This is a genomic window from Hydrotalea sandarakina (assembly GCF_003254115.1).
Taxonomy (GTDB): Bacteria; Bacteroidota; Bacteroidia; order Chitinophagales; family Chitinophagaceae; genus Hydrotalea; species Hydrotalea sandarakina.
In genome coordinates, this window is record NZ_QKZV01000003.1 from 57,980 (window position 1) to 78,508 (window position 20,529).

Below are 20,529 nucleotides of genomic sequence, written 5' to 3' on the forward strand. Positions count from 1 at the left end.
AAAAATTAAATGTACAGATTTTTAAATAGCACCCTGTATTTTTGAGGTATGGCAGCAACATATCAATTCCCAAAACAAACAAATTTTTATAAAGGCAAGGTAAGAGATGTTTACACCATTGCAGATAATACACTGGTTATGATAGCCAGTAACCGTATTTCTGCATTCGATGTAATTTTACCGAAACCCATCCCTTTCAAAGGACAAGTATTAAACCAAATTGCGGCACATATGCTGCATGCTACACAAGATATTTGCAAAAATTGGTTGTTGGCTGTGCCTGCACCAAATGTAAGCATTGGAAAAAAATGTACCCCGTTTAAAATTGAAATGGTTGTTAGAGGAAACTTAACCGGCCATGCTTGGCGTACGTATCAATCGGGCAAAAGAAGTTTGTGTGGTATACCTTTACCCGAGGGCATGAAAGAAAATGATTTTTTCCCTTCCCCCATTATTACACCCAGCACTAAAGCAGCAGAAGGTCATGATGAAGATATTTCTAAAGAAGCTATTATAGCTCAAGGCTTAGCAACTGAGCAAGAGTGGCAGCAATTAGAAAAATTGACTTTAGCATTGTTTGCAAGAGGTAAAGAATTAGCTGCTAAACAAGGCTTAATATTAGTTGATACCAAATACGAGTTTGGGAAAATTGGTAATGAAATTTATTTAATGGATGAAATTCATACACCGGACAGCTCACGTTACTTTTATGCCGATGGGTTTGAAGAAAGGCAACAAAAAGGTGAAAAACAAAAACAACTAAGTAAAGAGTTTGTAAGAGAATGGTTAATTGCTAACCATTTTATGGGTAAAGCGGGAGAAGTAGTTCCCGAAATGAGTGAAGAATGGATTACCACTATACAAAATCGTTATATTGAGTTATATGAAAAATTGATTGGTGCTAAATTTAAACCTGAACCACTTTCAGAAGCTGAAACTTTTGAAAAAATTGTGGCTGCATTAAAAGAAATTGGCGTTTATTAACTAAACGCCATTTATTTCGTCAAGACGTGGCCGTAAGCGCGCCTTAGATTTATGGAAAATATTTTGACCTTTGTTTATTCCTTTTCGTAATTGTTTTTGACGTTCAAGCGGCAAGTTCAAAGTATCTGCACATTCTTTGCTGCAACATCCATTGTAAGCTTTGGCACAATCTTCACATTGTATAAACAACAAATGACAACCATTATTCTTACAATTGGTATGTGTATCGCATGGCTTACCACATTGATGGCAACGTGCAATAACATCATCGGTAATTCTTTCACCCAAACGATTATCGAATACAAAGTTCTTGCCTTTAAAATAACTTTCTAAACCAAGCTGTTTCGCCTGCCTGGCATAATTAATAATTCCCCCTTCTAAATGATACACATTTTTAAAACCTTTGTGTAACATGTAAGCACTAGCCTTTTCGCAACGAATACCACCGGTGCAGTACATGATGATATTTTTATCTTCATTTCCTTTCATCATTTCTACGGCCATGGGAAGTTGCTCACGAAAAGTATCAGAAGGAATTTCAATTGCTTTTACAAAATGACCTACTTCATACTCATAGTGATTACGCATGTCAATTACTATCGTATTCGGATCTTCCAGTAATTTATTCATGGTAATGGCATCAACATATTTACCCTTTTTATACATATTGAAAGAGGGATCGTTAATACCATCTGCCACAATTTTTTCACGCACTTTAACTTTCAATACCCAAAAGCTTTTGCCATCATCATCAACCGCAATATTTATGCGCAAACCATTTAAGGCAGGAATACTGTATAAAAAGTTTTTCATGGCCTCAAAATTTGACTCGGGTACACTTGCTTGTGCATTAATACCCTCTTTAGCCAAATAAATCCGGCCAAATACTTTCAAAGCATGCAAATTTTTGTACAAATAATCGCGGAAAGCAGGAGGATTTTCAATTTCAAAATACTGATAAAAACTTACGGTAATACGTTTTTCAGTTTCTTGCATGAGGCGTTGCTTTAACTCCTCATTGTTAATACGGTTGTGTAACAATGCCATAGTAAAATTACATTTCAGACTTTTTATTGCTTTTCGGCAACAAAAGTTCCATTAACAATATGGACCCACTTGCAGGGTGGGCAAAATATCGGCGCAAAAGTATCAATTTTAAACAATCAATACCGTAAAATTTGTACTTTATATGCTGGAAACATGGAAAGTTTAAATCTTCCGAATTAAACTACCTGTTAAAGCGGCCATTCCGGCAACAATACCACCTACCAATGCTGTTACCAAAATTATAGCTATAGAGGAACCATGAAGTGGTAATATTTCGGCTACTTTTTTCGACAAAATATGGTTATTTGCCGCATCAATCAAAAATGCCCAGATTCCCCACAATAAAAACAATGCAATAAATGCAGCCAAAAAAGCCTTATAAGGTTTTTGATGAATAGCCAAAGCTACTACGAATGCACATATAGCAAAGGTGTACCAAGGAAATGCTGCATATAAGCTAAAAGCAAAACTTAAAAGTGCTGTTATTAAGATAGATATTACAAATTTCATATTCAATTATTTTTATTTTAGTTATGCGTTGGTGCATTGTAAATGCCATTTTATTTCTGAGCTCTTTTCAGCCATATCACGTGTTAAAAAAAGCAATGGATAATATTTTCCCGCAGCCCATTGTTCAATAAAATTATCATAATAAAAGCTGCCCGGATTGCCACTTTGTCCGCCAGGATAAACACCAAATGCCTCAGTTTTATCTGTTAAATGCACAATCATCCGCCAACTGGGTCCGTGATTTGAAGTAGTAGCATTAATAATATTGGCACCACCGCCAATTGGCACATGCAGTTTACTGAAAGCAGGAATTTTCAATAAATGACCAATGTAAGTATCTTTAAATTTTCCCCAAGGCAGTCGCCCATCTTTTTCAATATCTTCTAATGCAGCACAAGCTTTCTTACATGCTTGTTGCACTATGGTTTGCATATTTTCTTTTACATCTTTGGTGCGAATATCATCAGCAAAAATATAATTGCTATCTTTTATCATTGCTTCCACTAATGTTGATTGATCGGGCCACATGTACGGCAAGCCGGTGCTGTTTAATTCATCGGCATAGGTGCCTACAAATACACTATCCCAAAAACATTCAAAAATAGTTGGCGCAGTAGCATCATAATCACTCACCAAATTCCACGATTTTAATTTATCAATATATCTTTTTTCAACAGGGGTTAGTTGCTTTTCATCTAAATATTTTAACAAAGCAGGGCGTGCCATTTCAGCAAAAACATTATAGTTATTGGTTTGCATACGCATCATATCTTCCGGAGTTATATTCTGCATCTGCGATAAAAATCTATTGATAATTATTCCACGATAAATAGGAAAATTCCCTTCACGCCCTAAATAGTATGGATAGGTAGTATCAACAGCCATTTGATTGGCACTGCTTACAAAACCTCGTGCAGGGTTGTACATTAAAGGATTTTCTTTGTTTGGAATAACACCTTGCCACATATAACTACTATCCGTTCCGGGCATTACAAACTCGCCCTGGTGTTTCCATTTAGCAATAAAAGCACCTTGTTGTTGAATAGCTATATCGCCATTTTTGCAAGCAAATGCAAAATTTTGTCCAGGGCATTGAAAATAACCAATGGCATTTTGATAATCGTTGTAATTTTTAGCACGATTTAAACGATAGAATGTAGCCAATTCATTGCTCCCATCGTGTGCTTTCCAGCGAACAGCATAATAGTGACCATCTTTATTTTTACTTTCATAATTTTTATCATACATAACCGGACCAAATATCGTCATGGCTAACGTTTCCACATCATCCGGCCCATCTTTTACTTTTATAACTTCTTTTCGTATTTCAGCCTTTTTCCATTCGTTATTAAACCAGTACTCTTGCATGGTACTGTCTTTAAATTTCATTTCATAAAAATCTTTTACATCTCTACCGGCATTGGTTACTCCCCATGCACAACTATCATTAAAACCAATTATTACGCAAGGTGCACCCGGAAAGGTAGCTCCATAAGTATTTTGTGTGGGTGTGTTTATTTGTATTTCATACCAAAGTGATGGAAGATTTAAACCTAAATGTGGGTCATTACATAATATGGGGCGCCCACTTTTGGTTTTTGTTCCATTCACAGCCCAGTTGTTACTACCATTGTTTTTGTTGGGAATAATGGGTGGAATGGCTGTTGTATTACCACCTGCAATACCATAATAAACAGAATCAATATTGGCAGGAATTTTAGGTATAATAGATGGCTTTTCGAATTTGGTTCCAATAGGCAAAATTGGATCCAATGAATCAGCTCTATCGGGAAATAATTTTTGAAACAAATTGTATCCCAACAAATTTTTGGTATTCGTCATCAATAAATCATCATCGCCCTGTCCGGTTAAATCGTACGACATGAATTTTAGAAACAAAGCAGAACGCATGTTAGTCCACAATTCAGGTTGCACATTCAATAATTTAAATTCAATGGGCCATTCAGAAGGTTTTAGTTGTTGAATGTAAGCGTTTACCCCTGCAGTATAAGCATCCATCGCTGCTTTAACTTCCGGGTCGGCTTCCATTACCTTTAATGAATTTTCAGCCGCATAAACCATACCCAATCTTCTAAAATATTTATCTATGGCTAATCCGTCTTTACCAATCATTTCACTCAAACGCCCACCGGCAACATTTGTTTCAAACTCCATTTGAAACAAACGGAATTTAGCATGCAAATAGCCTTGTAAAAAATAGGCATCCGCATCATTTTCTGCATATATATGCGGCACCAATCTACTATCGAAATACACATCAGCTTTTCCTTTTAGTTGCGGTAATATCAATTTACCGCCAAAATTGGTATTTTCAGCTTCGGCATTTTGCCAAAAGCCTAGTTGTGGCGATAAAAAATAACCCAAACGAGGGGTTTTCGACTTTCCCGCAGGCAACTGAACATTTAATACAACAATTAAAGCAATGGTAATAATTGCAGCTATTGCAGCGTAAACATATTTCATAGACAAGATTTGTTTCAATGGTTTTTAATCAGCACTATCTTGGAATTAATTGCAAATAATCATTATTTATATCCGAATACAAATGATTGTTGATTGAAAATAACAAATTTTTGCATACATCAACAAATTTGTTACAGAGATTTATGAAGCTTTCATATTGTTGAATAATTGCAACAATCGTTGAATCTCTTCTTTCGTATTATAGGCATGCAAAACTATTCTTAGTCGCTCTGCACCTTTGGGTACGGTGGGATATAGTATGGGGCGCACTGCTATTCCATTTTTCTGTAAAAACTGAGCTACTGTAATTACCTGTTCATTGCCGGGTATAACCACCCCTTGAATGGGAGTTTGTGAATTGAGTTTTTGAAATGGAATGTTTGCTTGTTGAAATTGTTGAATGTGCTGCTGCAATAAACTACGTGCTGATTCCATAGTTGGGAACAGTTGATACGACTTCATTATACCCTGTACCAATATGGGTGGCAAAGCCGTAGTATAAATAAGCGGGCGAGAAAAATTAATTAAATATTTTTTTAACCTGTTAGAACCTACAACCACAGCACCCTGGCATCCTAATGCTTTTCCAAATGTATGAATACGTGCAAACACACTGTTTTGTACTTGCAAATGTTGGGTTAACCCCTCGCCTTTATTTCCAATAATACCGGTTGCATGCGCTTCATCAATAATTAAATGAGCCCCATACTTTTGCGATACATGAATCAAATCTTGTAATGGACAAACATCGCCGTCCATACTGAAAACCGATTCTGTAACAATAAAAACATTGCCTTTTGCAGTCTTTAATTTATCTTCCAACTGCTGCATATCATTGTGCTTAAATGAAAAACTTTGTGCAAAAGAAAGCCTTACCCCTTCGCGTATGGAAGCATGCGAGAGAGCATCGTATAAAATAGTATCGCCTTTTTGTGGTATGGAAGATAAAACGCCCACATTTGCATCATAACCGGAATTGAATAAAAGTGCCGACTCTGTTTCATGAAAACCGGCAATTATTTTCTCCGCTTCTTCTATTAATGCATAATTGCCTGACAAAAGACGTGACCCCGTTGATCCGAATGCCAAATAATTGGAAGCTTCCACATGAATCAACTGATTTTTCACAATGCCCAAATAATCATTCGAAAAAAAATCAACAGCATTCATATCGGGCAATTGCAGCTTTCGTAATAATCCAAGTGCAGTTCGCTCTTCAATTTTTTTATCAAGAAAATGGTCGTTATACATAAGTCAAAACTAATGAAATACTATTGTTTAGCTGAATATGAGGAAAGAATACCTGAGGGTAGTAATTTTGCCGGGAATACTTTTTTATGGAAGATACCGTAGATGTAAAATCAATTTTAAATCTGCAATTGGTAACTGACCCACGTTGGGTACAATTGGCCTCCATTAGTACGGAAGCTATTTTAACCGATCATGCTTACTGTGAACAAAAAGCGGCCATTTCATGTATTTCAATTATTCAACACTATTCTTCCAAAAAAGAAATAGTGCATAAACTGTCCCCCATTGTTACGGAAGAATGGGGACATTTTCGGTTGGTATTGCAAGAATTGGAAAAAAGAAAACTGAATTTAGGGAAGCAACGTAAAGACGTGTACGTTAATCAATTGTTAGCCTTTCAACAAAAAGGCGGTAGTGAAGAAGGACGTTTATTAGATAAACTTTTAACCATGGCTTTGATTGAAGCACGCAGTTGCGAACGTTTTAAGCGACTTAGTGAAGGATTAGAAGATGCCGGTTTACGAAAATTTTACAGGCGCTTTATGGAAAGTGAAGCCGGCCATTATACATTATTTATTGAATTAGCTCGATTGTATTTCCCTGCTGAAAAAGTAAATGAACGTTGGAAGCAATGGCTGGCTTATGAAGCACAAGTAATGCAAAGCAGTGAATTAAGAGGCGATAGAATACACTAATGATAAGACATATTTAATCATTGATTGTATTTGTAAAATAATCCAGCACATGGTGCAAAGGAAGGTATGGATGCACTTTCAACAATTGCTGTGTTAGAGTAGCATATTTTCTTAAAAATGTTTGATGCTGTTGTGATTTGGGATTTGAGGAAACATGCCGCCTGGCTATTTGTATTTCCTCAATTTGTTCAATTAAATCAATAGTTTCAGCAGTCATACAAGCTTCTTTCAGCTTAGTCCAAACATATTCTGTTGCTGCATGGTTAGGGTGAACTAAATCTTCCGCATAAAACCGATAATCGCGCAAATCATCAATTACTAGTTCATAAGCAGGGAAATAATAAAGCTGTGGTAACTGCTCTACTAAATAATGCACAGCACTAATTAAAGCTGCTTTGCTTCGGTTATTATTAATTACACCTTCGCGTAAATGCCTTACAGGACTAATTGTAAAAATTACTTTTATGTTTTTATTAAATGCACCCAATCTATCTAACATAGTTCCCAATACAGTAATTACTTGTGTAGTATCCATTAATTTTTTTTGAAACCATGCTGCAGGTGCTTTATGATTATTTGCAGCAACGGTACCGGGTTTAGCATTGGCCGCTTCAGCAGTTAAAGTATATACCCAAGCAGAACCTAAGGTAACAATAAGATAATCGGCTGTTTGCAAAAATTGATGCGCATTAACAATTGAAGCATTCATTTTTTCTGTTGCTTCATCGGCAGTTACACCGGAAAAGCGACTATGAAATTGCCAGCTATGCCAACTTTCATTCAAAAAGAATAAATCAGCAGGGGTATATTCTTTTTTTGAAATAATGTTAATGATTGCTTCAGCTACACTTACCGGATTAAATAAAATTCCATTAGGATTTTGATGTACCCGAAATCCTGCATTGATTAATTTTTCACCTATGTTTTCTGTAAAACAGGAACCTATCAACATTATTTTGTGTTGATGATGAATAGGCATTGCTAATTTTTGAACATCAAATTCGGCATGAAACTTCATGAATGAAAAAAATACGGATTAAACAAAAATTTCGGCGGCCAGTTGAATACTTTTTTCTAATGCAGATTGATTAAAATTAAAGTCTTTACCAATTTGTTGAAAGTATTCCATAATTACCAGGCTATCCATATTTCCTACCAATTCATCTTGTGCCATTGGGCAGCCGCCATAACCACGAATAGCACCATCAAATCGAATGCAGCCACCTTCGTATGCTGCAGATAGTTTAGCCATTCTATTTTGGGCGGATGCATGCAAATGTGCACCAAAAATAATGTTAGGATATTCCGGAATAAGTACTTCAAAAGCAGCCTTTATTTGATTTGGGGTTGCAACACCCACTGTATCGGCTAATGAAATAATGCCAATATTTTTTTGCACCATAGCATCGGCCCATTGCAATAATATTTCACCATTATAGGCATCACCATATGGATTACCAAAGCCCATGCTTAAATACACCACCAAAGTTTTATTATTTTTTAAACACAATTCCTGAATAGCATCAATGGTATGCAAACTTTCTTCTTGTGTACTGTTGGTATTGCGTAACTGAAAAGTGGGTGATACAGAAAATGGAAAACCTAAATAAGTTATTTCATCAAACATTACTGCCGATTCAGCACCACGTACATTAGCAACTATGGCCAATAACTTAGTGTTTGTATTGTGAAGGTTTAAACCTTTTAAAACATCAACAGTGTCGGCCATTTGTGGAATGGCTTTGGGGGAAACAAAGCTGCCAAAATCAATAGTGTGAAAACCAACTTGTAATAATTGATTGATATAATTTATTTTTTGCTGAGTGGGTATAAAATCATGCCATCCTTGCATGGCATCGCGGGGGCACTCAATCAATTGTATATTGTTCAATGTGTCATTTTTCATAACCTACGTAATTAGGATAATTTATTTGCAGAAATAGAACTAAACTGCCTCTGCTTTAATGCTTCATACAGTACAATACCAGCTGCAACCGATACATTAAATGAATCAAAATTTCCTGCCATAGGAATTTTAAAAAAATAATCTGCTGCTTTGGCTAAGTAAGGTTGAACGCCCCTACCTTCAGCACCCATAATAATACAGGCAGGTATTGTTAAATTTAATTCAAATACATTTTTTTCAGCTCTCATTTCTGAAGTATACACTTGTATGCCATTTAAATGCAGTGTATCTACAGCTTTCAACAAACTATTTACCCTACAAACTTGAATATGTTGTAGGGCACCGGCACTGCTTTTTAAGGCTTCTTCATTCAATGCACCTACTCCTTTATCGGGAATAATGATAGCCTGAGCACCACAACAAACAGCACTTCGTGCAATGGCACCAATATTGCGCACATCAGTAATGCCATCTAACATAACAAACAGTGGTGCTACACCCTGCTGCACAACAAAATCAATAACCTGTTGCAAATCCATGTATGGCACTAATGCCGCAAAGGCTATGATGCCTTGATGATTAGCCTTAGTTAATGTATTCAGCTTTTCAACAGGTACCAATTGAATGGGTATTTGGTGTTGTTTAGCCAATTGCTTAATGGTAGCAATAGAATCGCCTGAAGTGTTTTTTTGCAATAGTATTTTATCAATAGCTCTACCCTGCTCAATGGCTTCTATTAATGGCTGCCTACCAATTATTAATGATGCAGATGATTTACCCATAATGCAAAATTAGGGTTTCCATTTGCCCTGCATCCATAATAGTTGCAGTTTTTGTAAAGCAATAATTGATACAGCATCTGTAATGGTTCCATTTTCAACCATTGCAAATGCTTGTTGTAAGGGCACTTTTTTAATTTGTAATTCTTCCGTTTCTTCAGGCGAAGCCGAAAATTGTTGTAATTGTGTAGCTACAAACAATTCCGCAATTTCATCAGTAACAGAGTTTGATAAGTGTGCACTACCTAAATATTCCCATTTGCCTGCCTTCAACCCGGTTTCTTCCAATAATTCGCGTTGGGCTGTTTGCTGTGGCTGTTCCTTATCAGGACAACCACCCTCGGGTATTTCCCAACTGTATTGTTGCAAAGTAAATCGATATTGTCCCACCAAATAAGTATTCATTTCCTCATCAACAGGAATAACACCTACGGCTATATTTTTAAAATGCACTTTCCCATAAATACCTTCATTACCGGAAGGATTAATTACTTGATAGTGGTGTAATGCAATCCAATTATTTTCATATACTAAATTTTCACTTAGTATTTTCCATGGATTTTTTTCTGCGAATGGCATGACAATATTTTTATGATGAAGCAGTTACAAATGTAAGCACAAGAAAAAAGGCCATCAAAACAGACGGCCTTTTACTATTTAGTGCAAGTAGTTAGCTATTTATTTAATTCCGAAAGCTTTTTTTACCTTGGGTACATAATCTAATTTTTCCCAAGTAAATAATTCCACTTTCATTTTCTTTACTTTACCATCTGGTGATCTAAACTCTTTTGTTACTACTTCATTCTTACGGCCCATGTGTCCGTATGCAGCGGTTTCACTATAAATTGGATTTCTTAATTTCAAACGTTGTTCAATGAAATAAGGACGCAAATCAAATAATTCCATTACAATTTTACTGATTTCATTATCAGTCATGTTCACTTTAGCAGTGCCATAAGTATTTACATAAATGGATGTGGGTTGTGCAACACCAATGGCATAAGAAACTTGTACCAAAATTTCATCGGCAACACCTGCTGCTACTAAATTTTTCGCAATGTGGCGCGTTGCATAAGCTGCAGAGCGGTCAACTTTTGAAGGATCTTTACCGCTGAATGCACCGCCACCATGTGCACCTTTTCCACCATAAGTGTCAACAATAATTTTTCTTCCGGTTAAACCGGTATCACCATGTGGGCCACCAACTACAAACTTACCGGTTGGGTTTATATGGTATTTAACTTGATTGTTGAATAACTTAGCGTATTTTTTATATTTAGCTTTCACCCTTGGAATCAGAATTTCAATCATGTCTTTTCTGATTTTGGCCTGCATTTTAGCATCAGTGTCAAAATCATCATGTTGTGTTGAAATAACAATGGTATCAATCCTTACGGGTTTGTTATTATCATCATATTCCAATGTAACTTGACTTTTTGCATCGGGGCGCAAATATTTAATTTGTTTGTTTTCGCGACGCAAAGCAGCTAATTCAATTAAAATTTTTTGTGCCAGGTCTAATGAAAGCGGCATATAATCTTCGGTTTCATTAACGGCATATCCAAACATCATACCTTGGTCGCCGGCGCCTTGTTCCTCTTTCTTTTGGCGTTCAACACCTTGATTAATGTCAGGTGACTGTTCATGAATTGCGGATAAAACGCCACAAGAATGTGCTTCAAACATGTATTCGCTTTTAGTATAACCAATTTTGCGAATAACACCACGAGCAATTTCTTGCACATCTAAATATGCTTTTGAGCGCACTTCACCTGCCAAAACAACTTGACCGGTTGTTACTAAAGTTTCACAAGCAACTTTAGAATTTGGGTCGAATGCCAAAAAATTATCGATTAATGCATCGGAAATCTGATCGGCAATTTTATCGGGATGCCCTTCAGATACGCTTTCAGAAGTAAATAAATATGACATGAATACTTGATTTTATAAATACGTTTGCAAATATAAGCGTAATGTTATTTGAAATGTTTGTAATTAAACGGTTGTTCGTTTTATGTGCATAAGGTTTATTTAGACAGTTCCTGAAACAATTCAATGTATTCAGAAAGGTCAGAGTCTAACCCTTTAAAAGGAACTATTGTTTTACCTTTTAGTTTAGCAATATCATCAGCTAATTTTTTTTCAATCATTTCATCGCCAATAGTAACTGCATCCGCAAAATGAGCACCTCCCCTGAATAGGGCAGTGTTGTTGGCCTCTTTATATAACTCTAAATCTTTTTCTTTTATGTTGGCATTAATAACAGCCTTTTTTACAAAATCAGCACCTAAGTTTTCTTGAAAGGTATTTTGGCCAACCGTAAATACAACTTTACTATTGCTAAACATTGCTTCGCGTTTATACGCTGTTTTAATATAGGCAGGAATAAGGCCTGTCATCCATCCACTGCAATGAATTACATCGGGTGCCCATCCAAATTTTTTTACGGTTTCCAAAGCCCCTCTTGCAAAAAATATGCTTCTCAAACCATTGTCTTCAAACCAATTTTCATCATCATCATGAAAAATGTGTTTGCGTTTAAAGAAGTCTTCATTTTCTAAAAAATATACCTGTAATCTGGCATTGGGTAATGATGCTACTTTAATTTGTAAAGGATAATCATCATCATCAACTGAAACATTAATACCCGATAAACGAACTACTTCATGCAAGCGATGCCTGCGTTCATTAATTACACCAAAACGCGGCATAATGCACCGCACTTCCAAACCACTGTCATTGCTTTTTATTGCAAGCCTGTTCACCACTTCTGCAAACTCTGTCAGCTCTAAATAGGGCGACATTTCGGTTGCAATAAATAAAATTCTTTTCTTTGACATGAATTAAGTCAATTTACGTGAGGCAAAATTTAAGGGTGCAAAGTTAAATAAAATACACCAAATAGGTGATAAATGCCCTTTTATACAAAATAATTTTGAACAAAATGATTATTTGCAAAACAAAACAGGCATTGCAAAAAGTGCTTCAATTACAAAATAACCCCATATCCATTGGTTTTGTGCCTACTATGGGCGCATTACATAATGGCCATTTGGCTTTAATTGATGCCAGTAAAAAAGCCGGAAATTATACCGTTTCCAGCATTTTTGTAAACCCCACCCAATTTAACAACAAGGAAGATTTTGACAAATATCCCATCTCAATTGAGGCTGACATTAACTTGCTAATACAACATCAATGCGATGTTTTGTTTTTGCCTACGGTAGCAGAAATGTACCCTGATGGCCCAAAAATTCCACATCATTATCCCTTGAATTATTTGGAACAAATTTTAGAAGGGGAATACCGTCCCGGCCACTTCCAAGGTGTATGCTATATTGTTGAACAATTGCTTAAGTTGGTAACTCCCACCCATTTATACATGGGTAGTAAAGATTACCAACAGTGTATGGTCATTCAATTTTTATTACAGTACAATCAACAACTTTCCAATATTCAATTGCATATTGAGCCCACTGTTCGCGAGGCCAATGGATTGGCCATGAGTTCAAGAAACAGAAGGCTTTCAACTGAAAATTTTAACAAAGCTGCAACATTATTTCAAACCCTTGTTTTCATAAAACAAAACATAGGTCAATACAGTTTAGATGCTTTAATCAACATGGCTAAAACCAAACTCATAGAAGGCGGCTTTGAAAAAATTGATTACATAAGCATAGCCGATGCCCACACGCTGAAACCTATTGAACAATTCAACCCACAACAACCGGCCATTGTTTTAGCAGCAGCATTTTTACAAAATGTTCGGCTTATTGATAATTTACCGCTTAACTAATGCTTTGAAAACTTGTTATAATCAAAGCATCTTTTACTTTTGCGCTCATTATGTTAATAGAAGTATTAAAATCGAAGGTTCACCGAGCTGTCATTACAGAAGCTAACTTGAATTATGTGGGTAGTTTAACCTTAGACGAAGACTTGATGGATGCTGCCAACATGATTGAAAATGAAAAAATTCAAGTGGTTAATGTGAACAATGGAGAGAGATTAGAAACTTATTTAATTAAAGGTCAACGAGGATCCGGTGTTGTGTGTTTAAATGGTCCTGCTGCCCGTAAAGCCGCTGTTGGCGACATTATTGTAATTATGTCGTATGCACAAATGGATTTTGAAGCAGCCAAAACATTTAAACCGCATGTAATATTTCCAAAAGCAGGAAATAAATTATAATTAATCAGGCTTCTGTAAATTGCAGTAAGAATTAACCTGCATGGCAAGAAAACTGAAGGTATTTATCAAATACTTATTTTTTTTAGGACTAGGCATTTTTTTGGTTGCCTGGAGCCTACATCAAATACCGGCCAATCAATGGAATGAATTTACCGGCGCTTTGAAGCATGCCAGGTACATTTTATTTATTCCTGTTTTTTTCATTTTAACACTAAGCCATATATTTCGTGCCTTACGTTGGAAAATTTTAATGCAACCTCTGGGCTATTTTCCTACACTAATCAATACCTTTTTTGCCGTTATGATTGGTTATTTAGCCAACCTTGCAGTTCCTCGGTTGGGCGAAGTTTTAAAATGCACCTTACTGGCCCGTTATGAAAAAGTGCCTGCAGAAAAACTGGTTGGTACTATTGTGGTTGAAAGAGCCTTTGATGTACTTTCTTTAGGCATTGTTTTCATATTAGCATTTTTAACCCAATATGAAATTATTGGCGATTATGCCATTCAATTAGTCAAACAACTGTTTCAATCTAAATCGGGTGGCGTATCGCTGCGCAAATTAGGAATTGCCATATTGGTATTAATTGTTGTAATATTTATTATCCGGCACTGGTTTCAACGATTTGCACATCTTAAAATCGTAATTCAAATTAAAAAAATTATTAAAGGAATTTGGGAAGGACTCATCAGTATTAAGAATATCAAACAAAAAGGTTTGTTCATATTTTATTCGGCCGCTATTTGGTTATTATATCTTTTAGGCACATGGATTGGTTTTTATGCTACTATTGGCACCAGCGGTTTAAGCTTTCCGGTTGCTTTTTCTGCTCTGGCATTTGCCAGTATTGGTATGATACTAACACCCGGCGGAATTGGTGCCTATGCTTACTTTATGGCCATGGTATTGGAAAAAAATGGTGTTGCCTATGGAATAGGATATGCCAATGGAACTTTACAATGGTTTGCACAATTTATTATTATTTTACTTTGGGGCTTTGTATGTCTTGGTTTATTGCCTTGGTACAATAAAAAAAGATTACCACAACAAACCCCATCTACAATTCATTAATATGCGATACACACAAGCAATTCAACAAAAAATATTTCATTTAGATGCGTTAAAAGCAATAAGAGCCGGATGGAAAATGCGAAATAAAACGGTTGCCTTTACCAATGGTTGCTTTGATATTTTACATGAAGGGCATATTTCCTCATTATCTAAAGCTGCTGAAGCAGCCGATTATTTGATTGTGGGGGTAAATAGTGATGCCAGTACCAAACGATTAAAAGGAAATGACAGGCCTGTAAATAATGAGCATAGCAGAGCATTAATACTAGCATCATTAATTATGGTTGATGCAGTTATAATTTTTGAAGAAGATACGCCTTTACAACTCATTGAGGCTTTAATGCCCGATGTTTTAGTGAAAGGAGGAGATTATACCATTGAAACCATTGTAGGTGCAAAAGAAGTAATGGCCAATGGTGGGAAGGTGCTTATTAATCCTATTATAGAAGGTTTTTCAACCACAGGCATTCTTCAAAAAATAAGGCAATTGGGTTAATGATTTTGTTAAATTCATACACATACAATAAAGCCCCTAACGCTTTCATTAATTAGGGGCTTTATAATAGGTTTTATATCCAATTATTGAAAGGCTTCTTTCACCCTATCGAAAAATGATTTTTCATTTTTTCCGGGTTGAGGTTTGAAGTTGGGGCTTTGACTTAACTTTTCCAACATTGCTTTTTCTTCAGCAGAAACAGTTTGCGGTGTCCAAATATTTACATGAATAAGTTGGTCACCTTTAGCATAGCCTTGTACTTCCGGGAAACCTTTTCCTTTTAACCGAAATATTTTACCACTTTGTGTACCGGCCGGTATTTTAATTTTAGCCTTACCATCAATGGTAGGCACTTCAACCTGTGTTCCAAAAATAGCATCAGGAATAGAAATATGTAAGTCGTAAGCAACATTCAATCCATCGCGTTGTAATTCTGGATGTGGTTCTTCTTCAATTTGAATTAATAAGTCGCCGGGCATTCCACCACGTTCACCTGCATTGCCTTTTCCGCTCATACTTAATTGCATACCCTCTTGCACGCCTGCAGGCACATCAATTGAAATAGTTTCTTCACCATATACCCTACCTTCACCTTTACAGGCAGTACATTTATTGGTAATAGTACTTCCTTCACCATTACAAGTAGGACAGGTAGTAACAGTTTGCATTTGTCCTAAAAAAGTATTGGTAACTCGGCGAACTTGGCCTGTTCCACCACAAGTAGCGCAGGTTTGAATACTGCTTTTATCTTTTGCACCATTGCCACCACAAGTTGAACAAACTACATATTTTTTTACTTTAACTTGTTTGTTCACACCATTGGCAATTTCTTCATAGTTCAGTTTAATCTTTATTCTAAGATTACTACCTCTTTGGCCTGTAGGTCTTCTGTTACTGCCACTACCGCGTCTTGAACTTCCGCCACCAAAAAAGCTACCAAAAACATCATCGCCAAAAATGTCACCAAAATGGCTGAAAATGTCTTCCATATTCTGAGCGCCGCCAAATCCACCTGAGCCGGGGCCAAAGGCCTGATGACCATACCTATCGTATCGAGCCCTTTTATCCGGGTCACTTAGCACTTCGTAGGCTTCTGCTGCCTCTTTAAACTTTTCTTCAGCGGCCTTGTCACCGGGATTTCTATCAGGGTGATATTGCATGGCCACTTTGCGATAGGATTTTTTAATTTCTTCAGCAGTAGCTGTTTTTGTTACGTTTAAAATTTCGTAATAGTCTCTTTTTGTTGACATAATTTTTGGATTGTGGAGTAGTAGAAACTACCAAATTTTATTTTCCTACAACAACTTTTGCAAAACGAATTAATTTGTCGTTTAAATAATATCCTTTTTGAATTTCATCTAACACTTTACCTTTTAATGCTTCTGTAGGCGCATCTATTTCAGTAATGGCTTCATGCTTTTCAGTGTCAAATTCCTGTTGTAAACTATCCATTACTTTTAAACCTTTACTCTGCAAAATATTGCGCAGTTTATTGAAAACCAACTGTATGCCTTCTTTTTGCAAAGCAATATTATCCGATTCATTTAATTGCTTCTCTGCCCTGTCGCAATCATCTAAAACTTCCAACAATGACATTATAACTTCTTTTCCGGCAGTTTGTTGCAATTCAATACGTTCTTTGGCTGTTCGGCGTTTGTAGTTCTCAAATTCAGCCAATAAACGTAAATATTTATCTTTTTGTTCTTGAATTTCAGCTTCTAACTTTTCTATTTGGCCTTGTTCTGCCACAGGTTCATTTAAATGAGCAGATCCTGCTGCATTTTCGTCAGTATTTAATGTTAAATCGGTTTCATTTACCTGATTTTCCTTCTCATTTACGTGTTTGTGATGTTTTTCTTTTCCTTGCATAGCTCAAATTTGAAGTGTTACCTGTAAGGCAATTTTTTTGCCAATTAAACTTAAGCAGCAAAAATGGCAGTACTTGCGCTTACTTTTGCAAAATGACGAAGGTTTTTTTAAACAAAAAAATGAATGAAAGAATTGCCGGTGGCCACCCTTGGATTTTTGGTAATGAATTGCAACCAATACCCCCTGATAGCATTAAAGCTGGCAGTTTAGTTGAAGTTTATACAATTGACAAAAAATGGATTGGAATAGGTTATTTTAACCCTAAATCACAAATTGCTGTTCGTTTATTAACCAGGAAAAAAGAACCGGTTGATGCGCATTTTTTTTATAAAAGAATTTTGGACGCTTGGCAATACCGTCAAAAATTGGGTTATTACGAAAATTGCAGATTGGTATTTGGCGAAGCCGACGAACTACCTGCCCTTATTATTGATAAGTTTAATGATTATTTTGTTATACAAACATTGGCTTTGGGAACAGATGTTTGGAAAGCCGCCATTGTTGATGCATTGGAAAAAATTTTTAAACCCAAAGGCATTTATGAGCGTAATGATGTTCCGGTTCGCGAATTAGAAGGATTAACTCAACAAAAAGGTTTTTTATCGGCTCCCTTTGAAACGGAAATCATTATACGAGAAAATGGTTTGCAATTTTATGTTGATATTGAAAATGGCCAAAAAACCGGCTATTTTTTAGACCAACAACACAATAGAAGTGCCATTGCACCCATAGTAAAACAAGCAAAAGTATTAGGTGCATTTACCTATACCGGTACATTTGAAATACATGCTGCACATTATGGAGCCACTTCCGTAAAAGGCATTGATATTAGTGAATCAGCCATACAACAAGCCAAACGCAATGCTGCACTTAACCATTTAGAAAACATTTGCCACTTTGAAGTTGCCAATGCATTTGATGTATTGAAGCAATGGGCTAAAGAGGAACAAAAATTTGATGTGGTAATGTTAGATCCACCGGCCTTTACAAAAAGCCGCCAAAACATTCAAAATGCTTTGAATGGTTATAAAGAAATTAATTTAAGAGGAATGAAATTGGTGGCGAATGGTGGGTTTTTAGTAACAAGCAGTTGTACCAATTTGGTGAATGCACAACAGTTTTTGCAAACCATTGAATGGGCTGCTAAAGATGCACGAAAAAAAATCAGGCAAGTTACTTTCCAAACACAATCCAATGACCATCCTATTATTCGCGGACTGGAAAATACGGAATACCTAAAATTTTTAATTGTTGAGGTAAGAGATAAATAGGAACCAATCCATTATTTCACCACCTGAAAACGACCGGATTGTACAATCATGCCATTTTGATTGCGTAATTGATAAACATACATACCACGGTAATACTCATCTAAAGGAACAGTTATTTTATTGCCATCTACGGCATACTCGTTCATTTTTTTGCCAATGAAACTAAAAATATACAGTGTGTAATTTTTATAATTTTGATTGGATTCGAATTCAAAATTTACAAATGATGTAGCGGGATTAGGATATACAGTCACTACTTTTACCTGATCGAAAACATCGGGAAACGGGCTTTTTTCAGGATTAGCATTACCTGCAAAAAAACTGAAAGCAAATAAAAAAGTTAAGTAAAGTTTAATCATTCAAGCACACTTAAACAATGCTAAGTTAGCAATAAGGATTGAAAAAATATAGTGCCTTAACAATTACTACAACATTTGTATGAACTTCTCAGGAGGGCTTGTAGAAAAATTAAGGGAGCATTAACAAGTTATACCCCCTTAAAATACAGTTAAACCAAATAAATAAAGGCATTAGGCTGCCAGCGTTTGTTGAATAGCATTAAAGTTAGGTAACTCGCCGGCATTTTCCAACACTTCGGCATATTGAATTATGCCGTTAGCATCAATAACAAAAGCAGCACGCTTACTTACGCCTTTCATCCAACCAATAAAATTATCATATATTGCTCCATAAGCTGTAGAAACTTCTTTATTAAAATCGCTTAATAAAGGGAAGTTCAATTGTTCTATTTCTTTAAACTTAGCCAATGTGAAAGGCGAATCAACAGAAATGCCTAAAACAACGGCATTTGCATTGTTGTAAACAGCAATACCATCGCGTACAGAACATAATTCTTTAGTACATACTCCGGTAAATGCCATTGGAAAAAATAGCAATATAACCTGTTTACCCCTGAATGAACTTAATGTAACCTGATTTTTTTCAGTATCGTACAAAGTAAAATCGGGCGCAGGCATGCCTGGATGTAATTGCATAAATGAGGTTTTAAGGTTTAAAAATAAAATTTATAATACAACATACGAAAACTAAATTGGTTGCTTTCATTATCATAAAGTAATTGAAATATTATTTTTTTAGAATTTGTAAACAGGCTTGCAGGCTATTTTGCCATTCGGGTGGCCGAATACCAAATACCTGCGTAATTTTTTCGGTATTTAAACCACTGTATGCCGGCCTTTTGGCAGCAGTTGGAAATTGTGCCGTTGTAATGGCATTTACTTTGCACTGCAACTGCATATTTTGTTGTATGGCCAACGCAAATTGATACCAACTAATTATACCCTGATTAGCATAATGATAAATTCCGTAAGGAACTGATTGCAATGATTGGGTACTAAGTGTTGTAATGATTGTCATGACTGCTAATGCTAAGTCGGCCGCGTAAGTTGGACTTCCATACTGATCGCTTACAACGCCAATTTCATTTTTTTCTTTCATCAGTCGAATCATGGTCTTAACAAAGTTGTTGCCGTAGCTGCTATATACCCATGATGTTCTTATAATGATGGCTTTGGCGCAATTTGCTAATGCCAGTTTTTCGCCCATATATTTTGTATAACCATAGTAATTTATGGGATTGGTTAGACTGTCGGGTAAATAAGGCTGAGTAGCAGTACCATCAAACACATAATCGGTTGAGAAACTAACCAATACAGCATTATATTTTGAACAAGCTTTAGCTAAATAACTAACAGCATCAGCATTAACGGCATAGGCTTGTTGCTGATTAGTTTCGGCTTTATCAACGGCAGTGTATGCTGCACAATTAATACAAAACGCAGGTTTATATTGCTGAAAAAGTTGTAACACTTCAGTTTCGTTCGAAATGTCAAGTGCCTCTTTATCGCAAAAAACAAAACGAAAGTGTTGGGCAAATTTTTCCGATAACTGCTGTAATTCAGTTCCTACTTGCCCATTTTTACCGGTAACTAAAATAAGAGGTAATTCCATATTCGA

The 20,529-nt window shown here is 36.0% G+C and carries 22 protein-coding genes; 7 read left to right on the forward strand and 15 right to left on the reverse strand.

Going from position 1 to position 20,529, the window contains the following annotated elements:
• Window positions 1-48 precede the first annotated feature (48 nt).
• A complete protein-coding gene (locus LX80_RS05420) occupies window positions 49-984 on the forward strand; it encodes a phosphoribosylaminoimidazolesuccinocarboxamide synthase (RefSeq protein WP_111294065.1) in 936 nt (311 codons plus the stop codon).
• On the opposite strand, the gene trhO is transcribed toward LX80_RS05420, so the two are convergent.
• From trhO to LX80_RS05440, 4 genes are all read right to left on the reverse strand, one after another.
• Window positions 985-2,031, reverse strand: a complete 1,047-nt coding sequence (trhO, locus tag LX80_RS05425; protein WP_111294067.1) for an oxygen-dependent tRNA uridine(34) hydroxylase TrhO — start codon at window positions 2,029-2,031, stop codon at window positions 985-987.
• Between the two features lie 162 nt (window positions 2,032-2,193).
• Window positions 2,194-2,541 (reverse strand): hypothetical protein, encoded by a 348-nt coding sequence (locus LX80_RS05430; RefSeq protein WP_111294069.1) that lies wholly within the window; start codon window positions 2,539-2,541, stop codon window positions 2,194-2,196.
• Window positions 2,542-2,562: 21 nt separating this feature from the next.
• Window positions 2,563-5,025 (reverse strand): penicillin acylase family protein, encoded by a 2,463-nt coding sequence (locus LX80_RS05435; RefSeq protein ID WP_111294071.1) that lies wholly within the window; start codon window positions 5,023-5,025, stop codon window positions 2,563-2,565.
• Window positions 5,026-5,166: 141 nt separating this feature from the next.
• Window positions 5,167-6,276 (reverse strand): aminotransferase class I/II-fold pyridoxal phosphate-dependent enzyme, encoded by a 1,110-nt coding sequence (locus LX80_RS05440; RefSeq protein WP_111294073.1) that lies wholly within the window; start codon window positions 6,274-6,276, stop codon window positions 5,167-5,169.
• An 86-nt stretch (window positions 6,277-6,362) separates the two neighbouring features.
• Between LX80_RS05440 and miaE the strand changes: the two genes are divergently transcribed.
• Window positions 6,363-6,971, forward strand: a complete 609-nt coding sequence (gene miaE / locus LX80_RS05445) for a tRNA-(ms[2]io[6]A)-hydroxylase (protein ID WP_111294075.1) — start codon at window positions 6,363-6,365, stop codon at window positions 6,969-6,971.
• 13 nt (window positions 6,972-6,984) lie between these two features.
• On the opposite strand, the gene LX80_RS05450 is transcribed toward miaE, so the two are convergent.
• From LX80_RS05450 to LX80_RS05475, 6 genes are all read right to left on the reverse strand, one after another.
• Window positions 6,985-7,989 carry a GSCFA domain-containing protein gene (locus LX80_RS05450; RefSeq protein ID WP_111294077.1) on the reverse strand — a complete coding sequence of 335 codons (1,005 nt, stop codon included), beginning with the start codon at window positions 7,987-7,989 and terminating at the stop codon, window positions 6,985-6,987.
• An 18-nt stretch (window positions 7,990-8,007) separates the two neighbouring features.
• Window positions 8,008-8,877 (reverse strand): beta/alpha barrel domain-containing protein, encoded by an 870-nt coding sequence (locus tag LX80_RS05455; protein ID WP_111294078.1) that lies wholly within the window; start codon window positions 8,875-8,877, stop codon window positions 8,008-8,010.
• 11 nt (window positions 8,878-8,888) lie between these two features.
• Window positions 8,889-9,659, reverse strand: a complete 771-nt coding sequence (gene rlmB, locus LX80_RS05460) for a 23S rRNA (guanosine(2251)-2'-O)-methyltransferase RlmB (RefSeq protein ID WP_111294080.1) — start codon at window positions 9,657-9,659, stop codon at window positions 8,889-8,891.
• Between the two features lie 9 nt (window positions 9,660-9,668).
• Window positions 9,669-10,235: an NUDIX domain-containing protein gene (locus LX80_RS05465; protein ID WP_111294082.1), complete on the reverse strand. Its 567-nt coding sequence runs from the start codon at window positions 10,233-10,235 to the stop codon at window positions 9,669-9,671.
• Between the two features lie 99 nt (window positions 10,236-10,334).
• Entirely contained in the window at window positions 10,335-11,588 is a 1,254-nt protein-coding gene (metK, locus tag LX80_RS05470) for a methionine adenosyltransferase (protein WP_111294083.1), read from the reverse strand.
• Window positions 11,589-11,683: 95 nt separating this feature from the next.
• Complete coding sequence (locus LX80_RS05475) at window positions 11,684-12,496, reverse strand: glycogen/starch synthase (protein ID WP_111294085.1); 813 nt, start codon at window positions 12,494-12,496, stop codon at window positions 11,684-11,686.
• A 104-nt stretch (window positions 12,497-12,600) separates the two neighbouring features.
• Between LX80_RS05475 and panC the strand changes: the two genes are divergently transcribed.
• Genes panC through rfaE2 form a run of 4 tightly spaced genes read left to right on the forward strand, consistent with a single transcriptional unit; the run spans window position 12,601 to window position 15,412 of the window.
• Entirely contained in the window at window positions 12,601-13,452 is an 852-nt protein-coding gene (panC, locus tag LX80_RS05480; protein ID WP_111294087.1) for a pantoate--beta-alanine ligase, read from the forward strand.
• 50 nt (window positions 13,453-13,502) lie between these two features.
• On the forward strand, window positions 13,503-13,847 hold the full coding sequence (gene panD, locus LX80_RS05485) for an aspartate 1-decarboxylase (protein ID WP_111294089.1): 345 nt from the start codon (window positions 13,503-13,505) through the stop codon (window positions 13,845-13,847).
• A gap of 40 nt (window positions 13,848-13,887) precedes the next feature.
• The gene (locus LX80_RS05490) at window positions 13,888-14,916 is read left to right on the forward strand and encodes a lysylphosphatidylglycerol synthase transmembrane domain-containing protein (protein ID WP_111294091.1); all 1,029 of its coding nucleotides are present in this window, start codon (window positions 13,888-13,890) and stop codon (window positions 14,914-14,916) included.
• Window position 14,917: 1 nt separating this feature from the next.
• Window positions 14,918-15,412 (forward strand): D-glycero-beta-D-manno-heptose 1-phosphate adenylyltransferase, encoded by a 495-nt coding sequence (gene rfaE2 / locus LX80_RS05495; RefSeq protein ID WP_111294093.1) that lies wholly within the window; start codon window positions 14,918-14,920, stop codon window positions 15,410-15,412.
• 83 nt (window positions 15,413-15,495) lie between these two features.
• Here the strand turns inward: rfaE2 and dnaJ are convergent, their stop codons facing one another.
• The gene (dnaJ, locus tag LX80_RS05500; RefSeq protein ID WP_111294095.1) at window positions 15,496-16,662 is read right to left on the reverse strand and encodes a molecular chaperone DnaJ; all 1,167 of its coding nucleotides are present in this window, start codon (window positions 16,660-16,662) and stop codon (window positions 15,496-15,498) included.
• Between the two features lie 37 nt (window positions 16,663-16,699).
• A complete protein-coding gene (locus LX80_RS05505; protein WP_111294097.1) occupies window positions 16,700-17,281 on the reverse strand; it encodes a nucleotide exchange factor GrpE in 582 nt (193 codons plus the stop codon).
• Between the two features lie 92 nt (window positions 17,282-17,373).
• Between LX80_RS05505 and LX80_RS05510 the strand changes: the two genes are divergently transcribed.
• Window positions 17,374-18,552 (forward strand): class I SAM-dependent rRNA methyltransferase, encoded by a 1,179-nt coding sequence (locus LX80_RS05510; protein ID WP_111294099.1) that lies wholly within the window; start codon window positions 17,374-17,376, stop codon window positions 18,550-18,552.
• Window positions 18,553-18,563: 11 nt separating this feature from the next.
• Here LX80_RS05510 and LX80_RS05515 read toward each other — a convergent pair whose 3' ends face one another.
• The 3 genes from LX80_RS05515 to rfbD form a co-directional block, all read right to left on the reverse strand.
• Window positions 18,564-18,911, reverse strand: coding sequence for a T9SS type A sorting domain-containing protein (locus LX80_RS05515; RefSeq protein WP_111294101.1), 348 nt, complete (start codon window positions 18,909-18,911; stop codon window positions 18,564-18,566).
• A gap of 171 nt (window positions 18,912-19,082) precedes the next feature.
• Window positions 19,083-19,547, reverse strand: a complete 465-nt coding sequence (locus LX80_RS05520; RefSeq protein ID WP_111294103.1) for a redoxin domain-containing protein — start codon at window positions 19,545-19,547, stop codon at window positions 19,083-19,085.
• 91 nt (window positions 19,548-19,638) lie between these two features.
• Complete coding sequence (gene rfbD, locus LX80_RS05525; RefSeq protein ID WP_111294105.1) at window positions 19,639-20,523, reverse strand: dTDP-4-dehydrorhamnose reductase; 885 nt, start codon at window positions 20,521-20,523, stop codon at window positions 19,639-19,641.
• Window positions 20,524-20,529: the final 6 nt, after the last annotated feature.

Excerpts from the sequence above, each read along its gene's own strand:
- LX80_RS05420 (WP_111294065.1), top strand. The coding sequence starts at position 49 with ATGGCAGCAACATATCAATTCCCAAAACAAACAAATTTTTATAAAGGC.
- trhO (WP_111294067.1), bottom strand. The coding sequence starts at position 2,031 with ATGGCATTGTTACACAACCGTATTAACAATGAGGAGTTAAAGCAACGC.
- LX80_RS05430 (WP_111294069.1), bottom strand. The coding sequence starts at position 2,541 with ATGAAATTTGTAATATCTATCTTAATAACAGCACTTTTAAGTTTTGCT.
- LX80_RS05435 (WP_111294071.1), bottom strand. The coding sequence starts at position 5,025 with ATGAAATATGTTTACGCTGCAATAGCTGCAATTATTACCATTGCTTTA.
- LX80_RS05440 (WP_111294073.1), bottom strand. The coding sequence starts at position 6,276 with ATGTATAACGACCATTTTCTTGATAAAAAAATTGAAGAGCGAACTGCA.
- miaE (WP_111294075.1), top strand. The coding sequence starts at position 6,363 with ATGGAAGATACCGTAGATGTAAAATCAATTTTAAATCTGCAATTGGTA.
- LX80_RS05450 (WP_111294077.1), bottom strand. The coding sequence starts at position 7,989 with ATGAAGTTTCATGCCGAATTTGATGTTCAAAAATTAGCAATGCCTATT.
- LX80_RS05455 (WP_111294078.1), bottom strand. The coding sequence starts at position 8,877 with ATGAAAAATGACACATTGAACAATATACAATTGATTGAGTGCCCCCGC.
- rlmB (WP_111294080.1), bottom strand. The coding sequence starts at position 9,659 with ATGGGTAAATCATCTGCATCATTAATAATTGGTAGGCAGCCATTAATA.
- LX80_RS05465 (WP_111294082.1), bottom strand. The coding sequence starts at position 10,235 with ATGCCATTCGCAGAAAAAAATCCATGGAAAATACTAAGTGAAAATTTA.
- metK (WP_111294083.1), bottom strand. The coding sequence starts at position 11,588 with ATGTCATATTTATTTACTTCTGAAAGCGTATCTGAAGGGCATCCCGAT.
- LX80_RS05475 (WP_111294085.1), bottom strand. The coding sequence starts at position 12,496 with ATGTCAAAGAAAAGAATTTTATTTATTGCAACCGAAATGTCGCCCTAT.
- panC (WP_111294087.1), top strand. The coding sequence starts at position 12,601 with ATGATTATTTGCAAAACAAAACAGGCATTGCAAAAAGTGCTTCAATTA.
- panD (WP_111294089.1), top strand. The coding sequence starts at position 13,503 with ATGTTAATAGAAGTATTAAAATCGAAGGTTCACCGAGCTGTCATTACA.
- LX80_RS05490 (WP_111294091.1), top strand. The coding sequence starts at position 13,888 with ATGGCAAGAAAACTGAAGGTATTTATCAAATACTTATTTTTTTTAGGA.
- rfaE2 (WP_111294093.1), top strand. The coding sequence starts at position 14,918 with ATGCGATACACACAAGCAATTCAACAAAAAATATTTCATTTAGATGCG.
- dnaJ (WP_111294095.1), bottom strand. The coding sequence starts at position 16,662 with ATGTCAACAAAAAGAGACTATTACGAAATTTTAAACGTAACAAAAACA.
- LX80_RS05505 (WP_111294097.1), bottom strand. The coding sequence starts at position 17,281 with ATGCAAGGAAAAGAAAAACATCACAAACACGTAAATGAGAAGGAAAAT.
- LX80_RS05510 (WP_111294099.1), top strand. The coding sequence starts at position 17,374 with ATGACGAAGGTTTTTTTAAACAAAAAAATGAATGAAAGAATTGCCGGT.
- LX80_RS05515 (WP_111294101.1), bottom strand. The coding sequence starts at position 18,911 with ATGATTAAACTTTACTTAACTTTTTTATTTGCTTTCAGTTTTTTTGCA.
- LX80_RS05520 (WP_111294103.1), bottom strand. The coding sequence starts at position 19,547 with ATGCAATTACATCCAGGCATGCCTGCGCCCGATTTTACTTTGTACGAT.
- rfbD (WP_111294105.1), bottom strand. The coding sequence starts at position 20,523 with ATGGAATTACCTCTTATTTTAGTTACCGGTAAAAATGGGCAAGTAGGA.